This window comes from Staphylococcus debuckii, from assembly GCF_003718735.1.
In the GTDB taxonomy this organism is placed as follows: domain Bacteria; phylum Bacillota; class Bacilli; order Staphylococcales; family Staphylococcaceae; genus Staphylococcus; species Staphylococcus debuckii.
Window position 1 is genome coordinate 1,377,992 of sequence record NZ_CP033460.1, and the last position, 17,398, is coordinate 1,395,389.

Annotated in this window: 17 protein-coding genes; 14 read left to right on the plus strand and 3 right to left on the minus strand. The window is 33.5% G+C overall.

Going from position 1 to position 17,398, the window contains the following annotated elements:
* The first annotated feature begins 274 nt into the window (after positions 1-274).
* Positions 275-1,834, plus strand: coding sequence for a ribonuclease Y (gene rny / locus CNQ82_RS06465; protein ID WP_123144585.1), 1,560 nt, complete (start codon positions 275-277; stop codon positions 1,832-1,834).
* A 141-nt stretch (positions 1,835-1,975) separates the two neighbouring features.
* Here the strand turns inward: rny and CNQ82_RS06470 are convergent, their stop codons facing one another.
* A complete protein-coding gene (locus CNQ82_RS06470; protein WP_123144586.1) occupies positions 1,976-2,968 on the minus strand; it encodes a YeiH family protein in 993 nt (330 codons plus the stop codon).
* 121 nt (positions 2,969-3,089) lie between these two features.
* Here CNQ82_RS06470 and CNQ82_RS06475 point away from each other — a divergent pair, with 121 nt between their 5' ends.
* Entirely contained in the window at positions 3,090-3,914 is an 825-nt protein-coding gene (locus CNQ82_RS06475; RefSeq protein ID WP_095105574.1) for a LysR family transcriptional regulator, read from the plus strand.
* Between the two features lie 32 nt (positions 3,915-3,946).
* On the opposite strand, the gene CNQ82_RS13480 is transcribed toward CNQ82_RS06475, so the two are convergent.
* A complete protein-coding gene (locus CNQ82_RS13480; protein ID WP_123144587.1) occupies positions 3,947-4,303 on the minus strand; it encodes a DUF3899 domain-containing protein in 357 nt (118 codons plus the stop codon).
* Positions 4,304-4,454: 151 nt separating this feature from the next.
* Between CNQ82_RS13480 and opp3b the strand changes: the two genes are divergently transcribed.
* From opp3b to CNQ82_RS06505, 5 genes are read left to right on the plus strand one after another with little or no spacing between them, the layout of a single operon-like run.
* The gene (gene opp3b / locus CNQ82_RS06485; protein WP_123144588.1) at positions 4,455-5,384 is read left to right on the plus strand and encodes an oligopeptide ABC transporter permease; all 930 of its coding nucleotides are present in this window, start codon (positions 4,455-4,457) and stop codon (positions 5,382-5,384) included.
* The gene (gene opp3C, locus CNQ82_RS06490; protein ID WP_123144589.1) at positions 5,381-6,403 is read left to right on the plus strand and encodes an oligopeptide ABC transporter permease; all 1,023 of its coding nucleotides are present in this window, start codon (positions 5,381-5,383) and stop codon (positions 6,401-6,403) included. Before opp3b ends, opp3C begins: the two co-directional genes overlap by 4 nt.
* 18 nt (positions 6,404-6,421) lie before the next feature.
* Entirely contained in the window at positions 6,422-7,504 is a 1,083-nt protein-coding gene (locus CNQ82_RS06495; protein ID WP_123144590.1) for an ABC transporter ATP-binding protein, read from the plus strand.
* Entirely contained in the window at positions 7,497-8,438 is a 942-nt protein-coding gene (locus CNQ82_RS06500) for an ABC transporter ATP-binding protein (protein WP_123144591.1), read from the plus strand. Before CNQ82_RS06495 ends, CNQ82_RS06500 begins: the two co-directional genes overlap by 8 nt.
* Before the next feature lie 47 nt (positions 8,439-8,485).
* Positions 8,486-10,111, plus strand: a complete 1,626-nt coding sequence (locus CNQ82_RS06505) for a peptide ABC transporter substrate-binding protein (protein ID WP_123144592.1) — start codon at positions 8,486-8,488, stop codon at positions 10,109-10,111.
* Positions 10,112-10,223: 112 nt separating this feature from the next.
* On the opposite strand, the gene CNQ82_RS06510 is transcribed toward CNQ82_RS06505, so the two are convergent.
* Positions 10,224-10,442 carry a hypothetical protein gene (locus CNQ82_RS06510; protein WP_095105572.1) on the minus strand — a complete coding sequence of 73 codons (219 nt, stop codon included), beginning with the start codon at positions 10,440-10,442 and terminating at the stop codon, positions 10,224-10,226.
* A 260-nt stretch (positions 10,443-10,702) separates the two neighbouring features.
* Between CNQ82_RS06510 and CNQ82_RS06515 the strand changes: the two genes are divergently transcribed.
* The 7 genes from CNQ82_RS06515 (at position 10,703) to CNQ82_RS06545 (ending at position 17,386) form a co-directional block, all read left to right on the plus strand.
* On the plus strand, positions 10,703-11,503 hold the full coding sequence (locus CNQ82_RS06515) for a TIGR00282 family metallophosphoesterase (RefSeq protein WP_123144593.1): 801 nt from the start codon (positions 10,703-10,705) through the stop codon (positions 11,501-11,503).
* A gap of 106 nt (positions 11,504-11,609) precedes the next feature.
* Positions 11,610-13,385 carry a 2-oxoacid:acceptor oxidoreductase subunit alpha gene (locus tag CNQ82_RS06520; protein WP_123144594.1) on the plus strand — a complete coding sequence of 592 codons (1,776 nt, stop codon included), beginning with the start codon at positions 11,610-11,612 and terminating at the stop codon, positions 13,383-13,385.
* Entirely contained in the window at positions 13,372-14,238 is an 867-nt protein-coding gene (locus CNQ82_RS06525) for a 2-oxoacid:ferredoxin oxidoreductase subunit beta (RefSeq protein ID WP_123144595.1), read from the plus strand. Before CNQ82_RS06520 ends, CNQ82_RS06525 begins: the two co-directional genes overlap by 14 nt.
* A 203-nt stretch (positions 14,239-14,441) precedes the next feature.
* A complete protein-coding gene (locus tag CNQ82_RS06530; protein ID WP_123144596.1) occupies positions 14,442-14,963 on the plus strand; it encodes a type II toxin-antitoxin system YoeB family toxin in 522 nt (173 codons plus the stop codon).
* 81 nt (positions 14,964-15,044) lie between these two features.
* Positions 15,045-15,335 (plus strand): thiamine-binding protein, encoded by a 291-nt coding sequence (locus CNQ82_RS06535; protein WP_095105566.1) that lies wholly within the window; start codon positions 15,045-15,047, stop codon positions 15,333-15,335.
* A 153-nt stretch (positions 15,336-15,488) separates the two neighbouring features.
* Complete coding sequence (miaB, locus tag CNQ82_RS06540) at positions 15,489-17,030, plus strand: tRNA (N6-isopentenyl adenosine(37)-C2)-methylthiotransferase MiaB (RefSeq protein ID WP_123144597.1); 1,542 nt, start codon at positions 15,489-15,491, stop codon at positions 17,028-17,030.
* Entirely contained in the window at positions 17,030-17,386 is a 357-nt protein-coding gene (locus CNQ82_RS06545; protein WP_123144598.1) for a YlbF/YmcA family competence regulator, read from the plus strand. The genes miaB and CNQ82_RS06545 overlap by 1 nt, the downstream gene beginning before the upstream one ends.
* Positions 17,387-17,398 lie beyond the last annotated feature (12 nt).

Here is a 17,398-nt window from a genome sequence, read left to right on the forward strand (position 1 = left end):
ATAAGCGGTAATGTGAGTCTGCCTTTAGCTGTGCAGACTCCTTTTTTTACATACAATCAATTGAGGTTTCTGAATAGTGATTTTGTATCTCAACTTACAACTCTATTAGTCTATACACACTATTTTGAATTATATAGCGGACTTCAATTATTAACCTTGACACTCCTTGTATTTAAAAAGTACAATTAGTATGTATGATTCTTATATTACTTCATATAATCATATTGAAAGCGATATACAAATAAACAAAATCCTAGAAAAAGGAGGTGTTTGTGTGAATTTATTAACTCTCCTACTCATTTTGCTGGGGTGTATTCTAGGAGTTGTTGTAGGGTATATAGCAGCCCAAAAAGTTTTGCATGAGAAACAAGTTCAGGCAAAACAAACTGCAGATGATATTATCAATCAGGCAAACAAAGAAGCAGATAATCTCAAGAAAGAGAGATTACTTGAGGCTAAAGAAGAAAATCAACGTTTAAAAGAGCAAACGGAAAATGAACTTCGTGAAATACGTGGTAATCTTCAAAAACAAGAGGCCCGACTTCTTCAAAAAGAAGATAACTTAGAGCGTAAGTCTGATCTGTTAGATAAGAAAGATGAGATTTTAGAGCAAAAAGAATCGAAAATTGAAGAAAAACAACAACAAGTAGATGCAAAAGAGAGTAGTGTTCAATCAATAATAATGAAGCACGAACAAGAATTAGAACGCATCTCCGGTCTCACACGCGAAGAAGCAATCAACGAACAATTCCAGCGTGTTGAAGAAGAACTGTCACAAGATATTGCAGTACTTGTTAAAGAAAAGGAAAATGAAGCGAAAGAAAAAGTTGATAAATCAGCAAAAGAATTATTGGCTACTGCTGTACAGCGATTAGCAGCTGAACATACATCAGAGTCAACAGTATCAGTTGTAAACTTGCCTAATGATGAAATGAAAGGTCGAATCATTGGACGTGAAGGCCGAAATATTCGAACATTAGAAACATTAACAGGTATTGATTTAATTATTGACGATACGCCAGAAGCTGTTATCCTATCTGGCTTTGATCCGATTCGACGAGAAATTGCACGTACAACTTTAGTCAATCTAGTTTCAGATGGACGTATTCATCCAGGACGTATTGAAGATATGGTTGAAAAAGCACGTAAAGAAGTAGATGATATTATCCGAGATGCTGGTGAACAAGCAACATTTGAAATTAATGTTCATAACATGCATCCTGATTTAGTTAAAATCTTAGGTCGTTTAAAATTCAGAACAAGTTATGGCCAAAATGTATTAAAACACTCTATAGAAGTGGCGCACTTATCAGGTATGCTTGCAGCAGAGCTTGGTGAAGATGTGACATTGGCTAAACGTGCTGGTTTATTACATGATGTAGGTAAAGCTATTGACCACGAAGTCGAAGGCAGTCATGTAGAAATCGGTGTAGAACTTGCTAAGAAATACCATGAGAATGAAACAGTTATCAATGCGATTCATTCACATCATGGCGATGTAGAACCGACATCAATTATCTCTATCTTAGTCGCAGCAGCAGATGCACTATCTGCAGCGCGTCCAGGTGCTCGTAAAGAAACACTTGAAAACTATATTAGAAGACTAGAGCGTTTAGAAGCTCTATCTGAAAGTTATGAGGGTGTTGAAAAAGCATTCGCAATACAAGCAGGTAGAGAAATCAGAGTCATTGTATCTCCTGAAGAAATCGATGATCTAAAAGCACATCGTTTAGCAAGAGATATTAAAAAACAAATAGAAGATGAACTACAATATCCAGGACATATTAAAGTGACAGTTGTTCGTGAGACGAGAGCAATTGAATATGCGAAATAATTTTTGAAATATAACCTCAGGCCGGTTGGCTTGGGGTTTTTTGATTAGGGAAAAATCAGTAGTTGCTAAGTATTATAACTAAGTGAAGTTAATTCAAAAAAAGAGAGTGAAGAAATTTTGATTTTCTCCGCTCTCTTTCATTTAATAGATTAAATTCAAAAGAATAAAGATCAGTACCGATAAACATCCTGAAATTATTATAACGGCTAGCAAGGGTTTTAAAGCTCTGTTTTTTAAATCTTTGAATGAAACGTTCAATCCTAAGGCTACCATGGCCATCATCATAAAGAGATTAGTTAGCACATCTAGAAATTGCATAATAATGCCTGGAATATCAATATAGGTATGGATAATAGCCATTATTAGAAATCCAATTAAGAAATAAGGGATATCAATTTTGTGAGCTTCTGAGGATCCCTTTGAGGTATATTTCATAATTATGATTAAGATAATACTCACAGGAATCAATAGAAATACACGGCCTAATTTTCCTAATAGCGCAATACTTAAAGCGTTGTTTCCAGAAAAATCAGCAGCTAATACTACATGTGCAATTTCATGTAAGCTAGTACCTGCCCAAGCGCCATATAGTTGCGGTGATAAGCTTAACAAGCTATCTACAAGCATATAACCAAGGGAAAATAGAGTGCCGATCAAAGCAATGATACCAATACTGATTGCTGTATCTTTTTCCCGAGATTTAAGTATAGAAGATGTAGCAGCTATAGCCGCAGCACCGCAAATACCTGTCCCTATACCTAATAAAATACCGAGTTTAGCATCTCCTTTAATACATTTATTCAAAAAGTATATTCCAATGATACTGAAAATAACTACTCCTACATCAACCGCCAATAAAGTTGCGCCTTTAGTAATAATTTCATTAATATTTAACTTTAGTCCATACAAAATAATAGCAAATTTTAGTAACCGCTTCGATGAAAATTCGATTCCGTTTCTATATTGAGTCGGATAACCTTTGAAGTGTCTATATACAATAGCAATTAAAATAGCGATTGTAAGTGACCCTATATTTTCTAATATTGGAATCTTGGATAATAATAAACTGATTAATGCGATGATAAATGTGAAACCAAGTCCGAGTGTAAAATTATTATATTTAGGTATTTTCATCTGCATCAACTCCTTAAATTTAGGTTATCACGTCAAATTTATAACGTGAAATAAATAATTAGTATAATCGTCATAACAAAAATGTTATAATTATTAAAAGGGTAGGGGAGGTTTAAGCGAAATGGATCCATTTAAAGTGTTAATTGAAGTTGTAAAAGCACGAAGTTTTACAAAGGCAGCTGAAAATTTATATACATCGCAACCGTCAATTAGTCGTGATATAAAAAAGCTTGAAACTGAATATGATGTGAAAATTTTTGAATTCAAGCATTCTAGAATGACCTTAACAAGTGATGGCGAAAAATTATTCAGTTACGCCTTAAAACAAAAGCATTTAGAAGATACGTTGAGAAGAGAATTACAACAAGCGCCTCACAGTATTTCTGGAGAACTTACCATTGGCAGTAGTTACACTTATGGAGAATATCGACTTGCTCAAAAACTTGGAGAGTTAGCTCAAAGTTATCCTAAGTTACATATCCATGTACATTTAGACAATTCAGATCATGTAATTGAAAATGTACAGCGTAATATTATTGATCTAGGAATTGTTGAAAAAGAGATTCAAGCCAATATGATAGAAAGCACTCGTATTGAAAAAGACGAAATGGTTTTGATTCATAAAAAAGCTGGAGGCTCCAATATGGATACGTGCTTTGTGCGAGAGAAAGGTTCTGGCACGCGTTTTTATCAAGAAGAAGGATTAGCACAATTTCAGTTGCATCCTTTTTTAGTAGAAATCAATAACACTACCTTGATTAAGAATATGGTGCATGATGGATATGGCTTTTCTATTGTATCTAAAAAGACTTTGACTCCTTTCGATAAAGAAAAACTTGAGATTATTCCTCTCGATATTGAACGGTATTTCTATTTACTTACACATACAAATAAATATATCGATAAAAATATGGAGATTCTGATAAATAAATTTACAGAAGAATAACCCAACTGCAATTATTCTGCAGTTGGGTTATTTTATTGGTTGAAAAACGCAATGATTATTGTTTCAAAGAATACAGTTAGACTGAGAATTAATAAAAATTTTTGACGAGGACGAGATTCACTGTTTTTCGCATAAAACACTACTACAGAATCAATATTATTAGATTGCTTTTTTGAAGTTAAATGATATTTCACACGAGAAACTGTATATTTAATCAAATGAAAAGTTCTCTGATTCAAAAGAATTTTTATTAATTCAATCATTAAAGTCAAGAATGAGACGATAAATAATAATGAGTTAAATGTCTCATTGTAATAAATAGTAATACTGACAACCAAATAGATGAAAGAAAATATGCACAATAGGTATTTTAAAAATATAAATTTCATAGTAGTTGCACCTCTGATTATTAGCCATATAGTAATTATAAGGTAAAAAAAAGAACTTTAGAAATAAAAAAATAGATTGCATATGATATTAACTCTAGGTATAATACTCTTATCTAAAGATTCAGAAAAATACAACGAGAGAGTGAACAACATGATTAAATACATAATACAGCGTATTGGTTTTATGGCAGTTACTTTATTCTTAATTATGTCTATAACTTTTTTCTTGATGAAATTAATGCCAGGATCACCATTTAATGATGAAAAACTAAATGCTGCTCAAAAGGCTATTATCAATGAAAAATATGGTTTGAACGATAGTTTGCCTGTCCAATATGTGCACTACTTGGGAAAAGTAGTAAGAGGAGATTTCGGAGTTTCTTTCCAATATGACAATAAAGACGTATGGGAGTTAATTCAACCACGTTTAGGTCCATCTATGGAAATCGGGCTTTATGCGATGGTGGTTGCAGTAGTTTTTGGAATCTTGTTTGGTTTAATTTCAGCTTTTAAGAAGAACACATGGATTGATTATACTTCTACAGTTATCACAGTATTTGCAATTTCGGTTCCTGCTTTTGTATTAGCAGTGTTATTGCAATACTTCTTAGCAGTAAAGCTAGAATTATTCCCAGTCAGCGGATGGACTTCTTTAGAATCAGCAGTATTGCCGACTGCATCTTTGGGACTAGGATTGATTGCAGTTATAGCAAGGTATATCAGATCAGAAATGATTGAAGTATTAAGTTCTGATTATATTCTTTTAGCAAGAGCTAAAGGATTATCCGAAAGTAGAATATTATTTGTACACGCACTTAGAAATACACTTATTCCTTTGGTTACAGTAGCGATACCTATGCTAGCAAGCGTTTTAACAGGTACCCTTACGATTGAAACAATTTTCGCAATTCCTGGTATAGGTGATCAATTTGTACGTTCAATTCAAACTAATGATTATCCAGTAATTATGGCACTTACACTATTATTTAGTTTTCTATTTATTGTTTCAATTTTCATAGTCGATATTTTATACGGCATAATTGATCCTCGTATTCGAACGCAAGGGGGCAAAGAATCATGAGTCAGACATCACAAGAAATAAAAAATATTGATTATTCTAAGTTCAAATTCAAAGAGATAAATATTAATTCTATAGAGAAAAACGAAAGAGAATATCACTCCACTGTTAAACATATTTGGCTGCAAATAAGAAAAAATAAAGCTGCGTTTTATGGAATGATAGGACTGTTAGTTATAGTATTATTTGCTTTATTCGGTCCATTGGTAAGCCCTTATACTTATGATGAACAAGATACAAATAGTACGAACTTACCTCCTAAGATTCAAGTTTTAGATAAAGTACCTTTTTTACCTTTTGATGGTAAAGATGCAAATGGTACTGACTTATATGCTGAACAACATGTTGAAAAGTATCATTGGTTTGGTACTGATAATCTAGGCAGAGATTTATGGACACGCACTTGGAAAGGTGCACAAATATCTATCTTTATCGGTTTGGTTGCTGCCTTAATGGATATATTAATCGGTGTTACATATGGAGCGATTTCTGGATATATTGGAGGTAAAACCGACTTATTTTTACAACGTATCATCGAAATCTTAAGTTCAATACCGAATCTGATTGTTTTGATTTTATTTGTATTATTATTTGAACCGTCTATTTGGACTATCATTTTGGCAATGAGTGTGACTGGATGGATTGGAATGAGTCGTATTGCTCGTGGACAGTTTATGAAACTCAAAAATGAAGAATTTGTATTAGCTGCTCGTTCACTTGGAGTGTCTAATCTCAAAATAATTTTTAAACATATTTTACCAAATGCTACAGGTGCAATAATTGTTACTTCAATGTTTACAGTACCAAGTGCGATTTTCTTTGAAGCATTTTTAAGTTTTATCGGTTTAGGTATACCTGCACCTCAAGCATCATTGGGGTCACTGGTAAATGGAGGACGCAAATTTTTGCTTACTTTTCCATACCAGCTTTTTATACCAGCAATAGTATTGAGTATTCTTATACTTTGTTTCTATTTATTTAGTGATGGAATTCGAGATGCTTTTGATCCTAAATCAGAATAAACTTCAGGAGTGTAACAAATGAGTAAAATATTAGAAATCAATAACTTATATATAGATTTTCATTTAGATAATGGCGTGGTTCAAGCAGTTCGAAACGTTAATTTAGAACTAGAACAAGGTGAAACACTAGCAATAGTTGGAGAATCAGGATCAGGGAAATCAGTTCTAACTAAGGCTATTACAAAATTACTGCCTTCTAAAATAGCGAAAATTAAAAATGGAAGCGTAAATTTTGACGATAAGGATTTAGTAAAATTATCTAATTCGGAGCTCCAGAAAATTCGTGGAAAAGAAATTTCAATGATATTCCAAGACCCTATGACAGCTCTTAATCCTACAATGAAAATTGGAAAGCAAATTACTGAACTTTTAAAAATTCATAAAGGTAAAAGTTTTACTGAGGCTAAAAAAGAAGCCATTAAAACTTTAAATAGTGTAGGAGTGCCAAATGCTGAAAAAAGATTTAGTTATTATCCTCATCAATTTTCAGGTGGTCAACGTCAAAGAATCGTTATTGCTATGGCATTATTGTTGGATCCTAAAATAATTATTGCAGATGAACCGACTACCGCTTTAGATGTTTCAGTTCAAGCGAAAATTTTGAAATTATTTAAAGAACTACAAAAAGACTTTAATACTTCAATCATTTTTATTACTCACGATTTAGGGGTAGTTGCTAATGTGGCAGATAAAGTTGCTGTTATGTATGCAGGAGAAATTGTTGAATACGGCACGGTTGAAGAAATTTTTTATAATCCGAAGCACCCATATACATGGGGATTACTTGGCTCAATGCCGCATTTAGAAACGGATAAATCAGTAAAGCTAGCTTCTATTCCTGGCTCTCCTCCTGATTTAATGTTTCCGCCTAAAGTGGATGCATTTGCGAGAAGAAGTAATTATGCTATGGAAATTGACTTTGAGAGCGCACCTCCTACTTATCAATTCAGTCCGACACACTATACGAAATCTTGGTTATATCACGAAGCTACACCAGATTTCGTCATTCCAGATATTGTAAAAGAATTAAATAAAGAGTTTAAGGGAGATTTAAATATAAAACCGGTACTGCTTGGTCAAGGGGGAGAGCTGAATGTCTAATGAAAAGATTTTACAAATAAAGAATGTAAAGAAATATTTTAATATCGGTAAACCCAATGAGGTTCGAGCAGTAGATGATGTAAGTATAGATATATTTAAAGGAGAAACATTTGGATTAGTTGGAGAATCAGGCTGTGGAAAATCAACTTTAGGCAGAACTATTATGAATCTTTATAAAGCAACTGATGGACAAATATTATTAGAAGGCAGAGATTCTCAAAAACTTAAAAATAAAAAAGATAAGTTACATTTCACTCAAAATATTCAGATGATATTTCAAGACCCCTATGCTTCATTAAATCCTAGATTCAAAATTATTGATATTATTTCAGAAGGATTAGATGTGCAGAAAGTTCATAAAACCAAAGAAGAAAGAAAACAAAAAATATTTGAATTGCTAGAGCTAGTTGGTATGAATAAAGAAAGTGCGTACCGTTATCCCCATGAATTTTCCGGTGGACAACGTCAACGTATTGGAATTGCGCGTGCTCTAGCGGTTAATCCCAAAATTATTATTGCAGATGAGCCGATTTCTGCTTTAGATGTTTCAATACAAGCTCAAGTTGTTAACTTACTGCAAGAATTACAACGCGATATGGGATTAACTATTTTATTTATTGCACATGATTTGTCAATGGTTAAATACATTTCTGACAGGATTGGAGTTATGTATAAAGGTAAATTAGTTGAATTAGGGAATGTAGAAGAAATCTATAATAACCCGTTACATCCTTATACAAAATCTTTATTATCTGCAATCCCTATTTCAAATCCAAATATAGAACGAAACAGAAAAATAATAGAGTATATACCTGAAGCTGAAGAAAATAAGGGGTTCGGAAGAAATGATGAACTCGCACTACATGAAATAAGCAATAATCATTTTTTATATTGTACTGAAGAAAAGAAAATAGAAATTCAAAAGTTGTTATGATCAGATATTAATTATTAATATAAATACATCAGGAAGAAGGTAACATCATGAATAAGAAAACTAAGATTTTAACAGGTATTTTATCCTCTGCATTAGTATTAACTGCATGTTCTAGTGGAGGGGGAAGTAGCAAAGAAGGAAAAGTGTTGAACATTGGTGAAAGTGCCGATATCCCAACCTTAGACCCTTCTTTGGCAACGGATGCTGTATCATTTACTCAATTTGCACAAATATACGAAGGTCTATATAAAGTTGGGAAAAATGATGAAATATTGCCAGCTCTAGCTAAAGGGGATCCTGAAAAGTCTTCAGACGGTAAAACATGGACAATAAAGTTAAAGGATAATGGAAAATGGTCGAACGGTGACCCTGTTACAGCTGATGATTTTGTCTATTCTTGGCGTAGAACTGTAAACAAAGATACCGCTTCTGAATATGCATATATGTTCGAAAACATTAAAAATGCAAAAGAAATAACTGAAGGTAAATTGAAACCTGACGAATTAGGAGTAACAGCAGTAGACAAACACACTTTGAAAATAGAGTTGGTTAAAGACTTGCCATATATGAAAGCTATATTAGCTTTTGGGCCATTTATGCCACAAAATGAAAAGTTTGTTGAAAAACATGGTAAAAAATTCGGTACAACTGATAAAGATGTATTGTTTAATGGACCATTTAAAATAGAAGATTGGAAAAATGAAGACTCATGGAACTTAGTGAAAAATGATAAATATTATGATAAAGATAAAATCAAATTAGATAAAGTACATTATAAAGTTGTGAAAGAAGCTCAAACTGCCGTTAACATGTTTGAATCTAAAGATTTAGATTACGTTCGTAGTTTAACACCAGAAAACATAAAAAAATATAAAGACAAAAAAGATTATAAAACTACTGAAGAAAATTCAGTTTTCTTCTTAAGAGTAAACCAAACTAAAAACAAAAATTTAGCTAATGAACATTTAAGAAAAGCAATTAGTAAATCAATTGATAGAGAAACTTTTGTCAAAAAACTTTTAGATAATGGTTCTCGTGCTACTGATAAATTAACAGCAAAAGGTCTAGTTAAAGATAAAGAAGGAAAAGATTATATTGATGGAGTAAAATCATCTCAAGCTTTTAATAAGAAAGAAGCAAAAGCAGATTTTGAAAAAGCGAAGAAAGAACTAGGCAAAGATAAATTTACAATTGAATTTTTAACTTATGATAAAGATAATGCTGTAACAGAAGCTGAATTTATTAAAGCGCAAATAGAGAAAAATCTACCTGGTGTAACGCTTAAAATTAAACAATTACCATTCAAACAAAAATTAAAAGTTGAATCTGAAAAAGATTACGATATTTCATATGCTGGATGGGGAGCAGATTACCCTGACCCAACAACATATTTAGATTTATTTACAAAAGATAGCCCTCATAATGAAACTGGCTATGAAAACCCACAATACGATGCTCTATTAGAAAAAGCAAATACTGATGAATCATTGAAGAATCCAAATGAAAGATTAAAAACATTACAACAAGCAGAAGATATTGTGTTAGATGGGGGAAATGTAATCCCGCTTTATCAACGTAGTTTGGCACAATTATTAAGAGATGATGTAAAAGGATTAGAAACTCATAACCTAGGCGGAGAATATACTTTAGATAAAGTAGAGTTAGAAAAATAATCAACTCAATAATGATTGAAAACTTCCAAAAACACTAAATGTTTTAGAAGTTAAAAGAAGATGGATGTGAAATTACACATCCATCTTCTTACTTTTTATCTTTTTTAATTAATTATTTGCTTAGTAATAAATCAGTGTTTTTAACTTCTCTTAAAACTTCACAAGTATCGAATGCATTTGATGATAAATTAGCGTATCTTTCTGCTAATCGATAAGCATTAATGTAAAGTTCTAATGCGTCTTTAGCGATATCTTCTGGATCCTCGCTTTTTGAAGGATTCGATTGAAGTACAAGTTCTGCAAACTTTTCGGGATCAATGTTAATTGACATTTAGTTAATACATCTCCTATAAATTTGATAGACAAATCATAACATAGAAACAATTCTCAAAAAAGCGTCACAATACTCCATTCATGACTTATTTTTGAACAATTAAGCTATGTTTTGTCTTACCAAGTCTTTACCCGCTCTCCATAAAGTTAAATATTTTTTTGCAAAAATTTAATGAAGTTACATAATCAAAGCGTTTACAGACTTTGCAAGATTAAATTTTTCTATTAAACTAGCTTATAAGAGAGGATGAATTCATTTTGAGAATATTATTTATCGGTGACATTGTCGGTAAAGTGGGCAGGGAAGCCGTTACCACTTATTTACCGAAATTAAAACAGCAATATCGTCCTACAGTGACAATTGTGAATGCTGAAAATGCTGCACACGGAAAAGGGATAACTGAAAAGATTTATAAACAGTTGTTGCGTGAAGGCGTCGATTTTATGACAATGGGAAATCATACGTACGGCCAGCGACAAATTTATGAGTTTATCGATGATGCAAAACGTATGGTTAGGCCAGCTAATTTTCCTGACGAAGCACCGGGCATCGGTATGCGCTTTATACAGATAAACGAAGATAAACTTGCAGTTATCAACTTACAAGGTCGAGCATTTATGCAAGATATTGATGATCCTTTCAAAAAAGCAGATCAATTAATTGAAGAAGCACAGAAAGAAACGCCTTATATATTTGTAGACTTTCATGCGGAGACAACTTCAGAAAAGAACGCGATGGGATGGTATTTAGATGGACGTGCCAGCGCAGTAGTAGGCACTCATACACATATCCAAACCTCAGATAATCGAGTTCTTCCTAACGGTACGGGTTATATTACAGATGTAGGTATGACAGGCTTCTACGATGGTATTCTAGGTATTAACAGAGATGAAGTTATTTATAGATTTATTTCAAGTCTTCCTCAAAGACATGTGGTTCCAGATGAAGGCAGAGAAGTTTTATCCGGTGTTATCATTGATTTAGATAAAGAAGGAAAGACGAAAAATATTGAACGTATTTTAATTAATGATGATCACCCATTTGACATGTTAAAATAGTTATCGTCCATTAGTATGAATTTAAAGTAAAACCGCTGTTAATATAGTAAAGCAGTGGTTTATTTTGTTATGATTAATAGTGAATTAAATTACAGGAGGCAAAGGTATGAAATCACAAGTATCATGGAAAGTTGGCGGTCAACAAGGTGAAGGAATCGAGTCGACAGGAGAAATCTTTGCCACAGCTATGAACCGTGAAGGATATTACCTATACGGATACAGACATTTCTCAAGCCGAATTAAAGGCGGACATACCAACAATAAAATTAGAGTATCAACAAAGCCAGTACATGCTATTAGTGATGATTTAGATATTCTCGTTGCATTCGATCAAGAAACAATTGAGTTAAATCACCATGAGATGCGTGACGACAGTGTGATTATTGCTGATGCGAAAGCCAAACCTTCTAAGCCTGAAGATTGTAAAGCACAACTGATTATTCTTCCTTTTACAGAGATAGCTAAAGAATTAGGAACTAAATTAATGAAAAATATGGTAGCAATTGGCGCGACTTGTGCCATTATGGATTTAGAAATTCAATCATTCGAAGCACTTATTGCGAACACTTTCGGTAAAAAAGGTGAAAAAGTCGTGGAAAGCAATATCCAAGCATTACACCAAGGTTATGATGCGATGAAAGAACAAATGCCTGAATTAGAAGGTGATTATCACTTAGAACCAAGTGAATCAGAACCGCATCTTTATATGATTGGTAACGATGCTGTGGGATTAGGCGCAATTTCAGCAGGGTCTAAATTTATGGCAGCTTATCCAATTACACCTGCATCAGAAATTATGGAATATATGATTGATAATCTGCCGAAAGTCGGCGGTACAGTTATCCAAACCGAAGATGAAATTGCAGCGGCTACTATGGCTATTGGAGCCAACTATGCAGGCGTCAGAGCATTTACAGCTTCAGCAGGCCCAGGTCTATCATTGATGATGGAATCAATCGGCTTGTCTGGTATGACTGAAACACCACTCGTTATTGTCAATACACAACGTGGCGGTCCATCTACTGGATTACCTACTAAAGAAGAACAATCCGATTTAATGCAAATGATTTATGGGACACATGGCGATATTCCAAAAATCGTGATTGCACCTACTGATGCTGAAGATTCTTTCTATTTGACAGTTGAAGCGTTCAACTTAGCTGAAGAATATCAATGTCCAGTTATTATCTTAAGTGACTTGCAATTAGCATTAGGTAAGCAAACAGTTGAGCAATTAGATTATGACCGTATCGAAATTAAACGCGGTGAATTATTACAAGGTGACATTGAACGTGAAGAAGATGACAAATCTTACTTTAAACGTTATGCACTAACAGCTAATGGGGTTTCTCCTAGACCAATACCAGGTGTTAAAGGCGGTATTCACCACGTAACTGGTGTCGAACATAGCCAAGAAGGTAAACCAAGCGAGTCTGCACAAAACCGTCAAGAACAAATGGATAAACGTATGCGTAAAACTGAAAACTTGTTAATTTCAGAACCTGTTATTGATGACCAACCTTATGATGATGCAGATATCTTATATATCGGTTTTATTTCTACTAAAGGTGCGATTCAAGAAGGTAAATCACGTCTTGAAAATCAAGGTGTGAAAGTAAATCATTTACAAATCAGACAATTGCATCCATTCCCAGCAGAGATAGTGCAAGAAGCGGTAGATAAAGCGAAAAAAGTAGTAGTTGTCGAACATAACTACCAAGGCCAATTAGCTAATATTTTAAAAATGAATGTTAACGCACACGGTAAATTAATCAAGCAAACTAAATATGACGGCACACCATTTTTACCGCATGAAATTGAAGACAAAGGATTAGAGATTGCCAAAGAGACTGAAGGAGTGGGTACAAGTGGCAACATTTAAAGATTTTAGAAATAACGTTAAACCAAACTGGTGTCCAGGTTGCGGAGATTTCTCTGTACAAGCAGCGATTCAAAAAGCCGCAGCCAACGTTGGATTAGAACCAGAAGAAGTAGCACTGATTACGGGTATCGGTTGTTCAGGTCGTTTATCAGGATATGTTAATTCTTATGGCATGCACGCTATTCATGGCCGTGCACTTCCGATTGCCCAAGGTGTGAAAATGGCAAATAAAGATTTAACCGTTATTTGTTCTGGTGGCGATGGTGATGGTTATGCTATCGGTATGGGTCATACTATCCATGCGTTACGTAGAAATATGAATATCACTTATATTGTTATGGATAACCAAATTTACGGTTTGACTAAAGGGCAGACTTCACCATCTTCAGCACCCGGATTCGTAACAAAAACAACTCCAAAAGGTAACATTGAACAAAATGTAGCACCATTGGAACTAGCATTATCCTCAGGAGCTACTTTTGTAGGCCAAGGATTTTCAAGCGATATTAAAGGTTTAACAAAATTAATTGAAGAAGCGATCAATCATGACGGTTTTTCATTTGTAAACGTCTTTTCACCATGTGTAACGTACAATAAAGTAAACACTTATGATTGGTTTAAAGAACATTTAGTATCTATTGATGACATGGAAGATTATGATGCAAGTGATAAAAACAAAGCAATTCAAACAGTCATTGATAATGAATCACTTGTAACTGGAATTGTTTATCAAGATAAAGAAACGCCTTCATATGAATCACAAGTTGAACAAATGAGTGGCGAACCTTTAGCTAAGCAAGATATCAAAATTGATAAAGCACAATTTGAAGATTTAACACAACAATTTGTATAATATTAACTAAAAGTTCTCTTTATGTCTGGAAAAAGGGTATAAGCCTATTAAGACGTAAAGAGAATTTTTATATTTTTAAAATGTAGTACAGATACATAATTTAAATGATAATTTATACGATTTAGATAAATATATAATATAAACGTTTGGTACACCGCTTTAATTGGGTATTGATAAATATGTCATATTAAAGAGGTGTATGAATGACAAAAGAAATCAATAAAAATGATGAAGAAAGTGCTAAGCAGCAAAGACTATTAGACAATATCTTTGCGAATTGCTTAGGGCAATATCCTGATTATTTGAATAACCAAAATGATGAAAAAAATATAGAAAAAGAAGGACAAGAAGAGAGAAAATATTTACTGAAAACTGCAGCGAATCGAGAACACTTAGCAGAATGTATACGAGATTATATTAATGGAGATTTAGTAAAAGTGCTGGTGGATGAAAGTATGTTGATAGATTTTACAGAATCTGCAAATCAAGATCATACACACTTCAAGAGTAGAAATAAAGAATTAGTTACGAAATTTAATAATAGAATACAACAAATCAAAGGAAATATTCCTTTTGATAAAGGGAATCAACCTGTACCGGTAATGGTGAAAAGAGTAAAATCTGGTGGATTTAAATCAATAGCAATCGATGATATTCATTGCCTCGTCTATAAACAAATAGATAACCGTCTTATCGTTGTAAGTTGTTATTACCATACTATTTAAATATTCCTGTCATACTAATACACACTTCATTAAAAATTTGATACATTTAAAGTAACATATGAGGAAAAGAGGAGTTTCAGTATGCAAGATACATTAATGAGCATTCAAGTTTTGCCACAAACACCAAATGGAGAAGATGTGATTCCTTACGTAGATGAAGCCATAAAAATCATTGAGCAATCTGGCTTAGATTTCCGAGTAGCACCATTAGAAACAACAGTGCAAGGTACAATGAGTGAATGTTTAATTCTGATTCAAAATATTAATGATAGAATGGTTGAATTAGAAGTGCCAGGCGTCATCAGTCAAGTGAGATTTTATTACGTGCCGACTGGTATTACAATGGAAGAATTGACCGTTAAATACGATTAATATTAAAAAGTTTATTTAGAAACAGACTTTTGTCTTTTAGCTAGGGCTAGGAGATGAAAGTCTTTTTTCTTCCTAGAATCATTTTGCACATTTCGACTAAACCATATATAATGAAGTAATGATTAATCGGGGATATAGAAAGGATTTTGCGAAGTGAATGAAGAACAAAGAAAAGCAGGTTCTTTAGATGTTATTGCACAACGAAATAAAAAAGAAAAAGATTACAGTCAATACTTCGAAACAGTTTATCAGCCGCCAAGTTTAAAAGAAGCTAAAAAACGTGGGAAAGAAGATGTTCAATATAACCGTGATTTCCAAATTGATGAAAGATTTAAAGATATGGGTAAAGGCCGTACTTTTTTCATCAAAACATTTGGTTGCCAAATGAATGCGCATGATACAGAAGTCATGGCAGGTATATTTGAAGCGCTCGGTTATACTTTAGCTGAAGATATTTTGAAAGCAGATGTTATTCTATTGAATACTTGTGCAATTCGTGAAAATGCTGAGAATAAAGTATTCAGTGAAATCGGCAACTTGAAACATTTAAAACGTGACCGCCCAGATTGTTTGATCGGTGTATGCGGTTGCATGTCACAAGAGGAGTCAGTCGTTAATAAAATCTTAAAATCTTACCAAAATGTCGATATGATTTTCGGTACCCATAACATTCATAAATTACCAGAAATCTTAGAAGAAGCTTATATGTCTAAAGCCATGGTCATTGATGTATGGTCTAAAGAAGGCGATGTTATCGAGAATTTACCGAAAGTCCGTGATGATTATTTCAAGGCTTGGGTGAATATTATGTATGGTTGCGATAAATTCTGTACATACTGTATCGTGCCTTTTACAAGAGGGAAAGAACGTAGTCGACGCCCTCAAGATATTATCGACGAAGTGCGTGATTTGGCCCGTCAAGGTTATCAAGAAATCACTTTATTAGGTCAGAACGTTAATTCATACGGTAAAGATTTACAAGATATGGAATACGATTTAGGCGATTTATTCGAAGATATCTCTAAAATAGATATTCCGCGCGTGCGCTTTACTACAAGCCATCCTTGGGACTTTACTGACCATATGATTGAAGTCATTGCTAAAGGCGGCAATATCGTACCGCATATTCACTTGCCAGTTCAATCAGGAAATGATGCGGTCTTAAAAATTATGGGACGTAAATATACGAGAGAAAGTTACTTAGATCTTGTTAACCGTATAAAAACAGCGATTCCTGATGTCGCATTGACAACTGATATCATTGTAGGCTATCCAAATGAAACAGAGGAACAATTCCAAGAAACATTGTCATTATACGATGAAGTTGAATTTGAACATGCTTACACATACTTGTATTCGCAACGTGATGGTACACCTGCTGCACGTATGAAAGATAATGTAGAAAAAGAAGTGAAGAAAGATCGCTTGCAACGCTTGAATCAAAAAGTAGGTTATTATTCAGAACGTGCATTAAAAGGATATGAAGGCCAAGTTGTGACAGTATTATGCGAAGGTAGCAGTAAAAAGGATAATGAAGTCTTAGCAGGTTACACGGATAAAAATAAACTTGTAAACTTCAGAGGTCCGAAAGAAGTTATCGGTAAATTAGTAGATGTTAAAGTCGATGAAGCGAAACAATATTCATTAAACGGTACTTTTTTACATGTTCATGAACCTAGAACGGTGAATGCATAATGCATAACAAAGAAGAAATTTTAGCGGAAGCACACAAGCTGAGCAAACAAATCAAGCGTTTAGATACTGTAAAATATTACCAACGCGTAGAGACTCAAATTCATCGCAACCACCATATTGATGAGTGGATGAAAGATTTAAAGCAAAGACAAAAACAATCCGTTAATTTGCAGAATTACGGAAAAATAGAAGCGTATAAACGAAGTGAAGCAGAGATTGACCAGATTCAAGCTAAAATCGATGCTTTACCGATAGTGACAGAATTCAGAGAAGCCCAATCTGATGCGAATGACTTGTTGCAGATGATGATTAATACGATGGCTGACCGTTTAAACGCTGCACATCAAGATAAATAATCATTTTTAAAA

What these genes read in the sequence shown, in the direction of transcription:
- CNQ82_RS06470 (WP_123144586.1), bottom strand. Translation starts at nt 2,968, where the DNA reads ATGAAAATACCTAAATATAATAATTTTACACTCGGACTTGGTTTCACA.
- CNQ82_RS06475 (WP_095105574.1), top strand. Translation starts at nt 3,090, where the DNA reads ATGGATCCATTTAAAGTGTTAATTGAAGTTGTAAAAGCACGAAGTTTT.
- CNQ82_RS13480 (WP_123144587.1), bottom strand. Translation starts at nt 4,303, where the DNA reads ATGAAATTTATATTTTTAAAATACCTATTGTGCATATTTTCTTTCATC.
- opp3b (WP_123144588.1), top strand. Translation starts at nt 4,455, where the DNA reads ATGATTAAATACATAATACAGCGTATTGGTTTTATGGCAGTTACTTTA.
- opp3C (WP_123144589.1), top strand. Translation starts at nt 5,381, where the DNA reads ATGAGTCAGACATCACAAGAAATAAAAAATATTGATTATTCTAAGTTC.
- CNQ82_RS06495 (WP_123144590.1), top strand. Translation starts at nt 6,422, where the DNA reads ATGAGTAAAATATTAGAAATCAATAACTTATATATAGATTTTCATTTA.
- CNQ82_RS06500 (WP_123144591.1), top strand. Translation starts at nt 7,497, where the DNA reads ATGTCTAATGAAAAGATTTTACAAATAAAGAATGTAAAGAAATATTTT.
- CNQ82_RS06505 (WP_123144592.1), top strand. Translation starts at nt 8,486, where the DNA reads ATGAATAAGAAAACTAAGATTTTAACAGGTATTTTATCCTCTGCATTA.
- CNQ82_RS06510 (WP_095105572.1), bottom strand. Translation starts at nt 10,442, where the DNA reads ATGTCAATTAACATTGATCCCGAAAAGTTTGCAGAACTTGTACTTCAA.
- CNQ82_RS06520 (WP_123144594.1), top strand. Translation starts at nt 11,610, where the DNA reads ATGAAATCACAAGTATCATGGAAAGTTGGCGGTCAACAAGGTGAAGGA.
- CNQ82_RS06530 (WP_123144596.1), top strand. Translation starts at nt 14,442, where the DNA reads ATGACAAAAGAAATCAATAAAAATGATGAAGAAAGTGCTAAGCAGCAA.
- CNQ82_RS06535 (WP_095105566.1), top strand. Translation starts at nt 15,045, where the DNA reads ATGCAAGATACATTAATGAGCATTCAAGTTTTGCCACAAACACCAAAT.
- CNQ82_RS06545 (WP_123144598.1), top strand. Translation starts at nt 17,030, where the DNA reads ATGCATAACAAAGAAGAAATTTTAGCGGAAGCACACAAGCTGAGCAAA.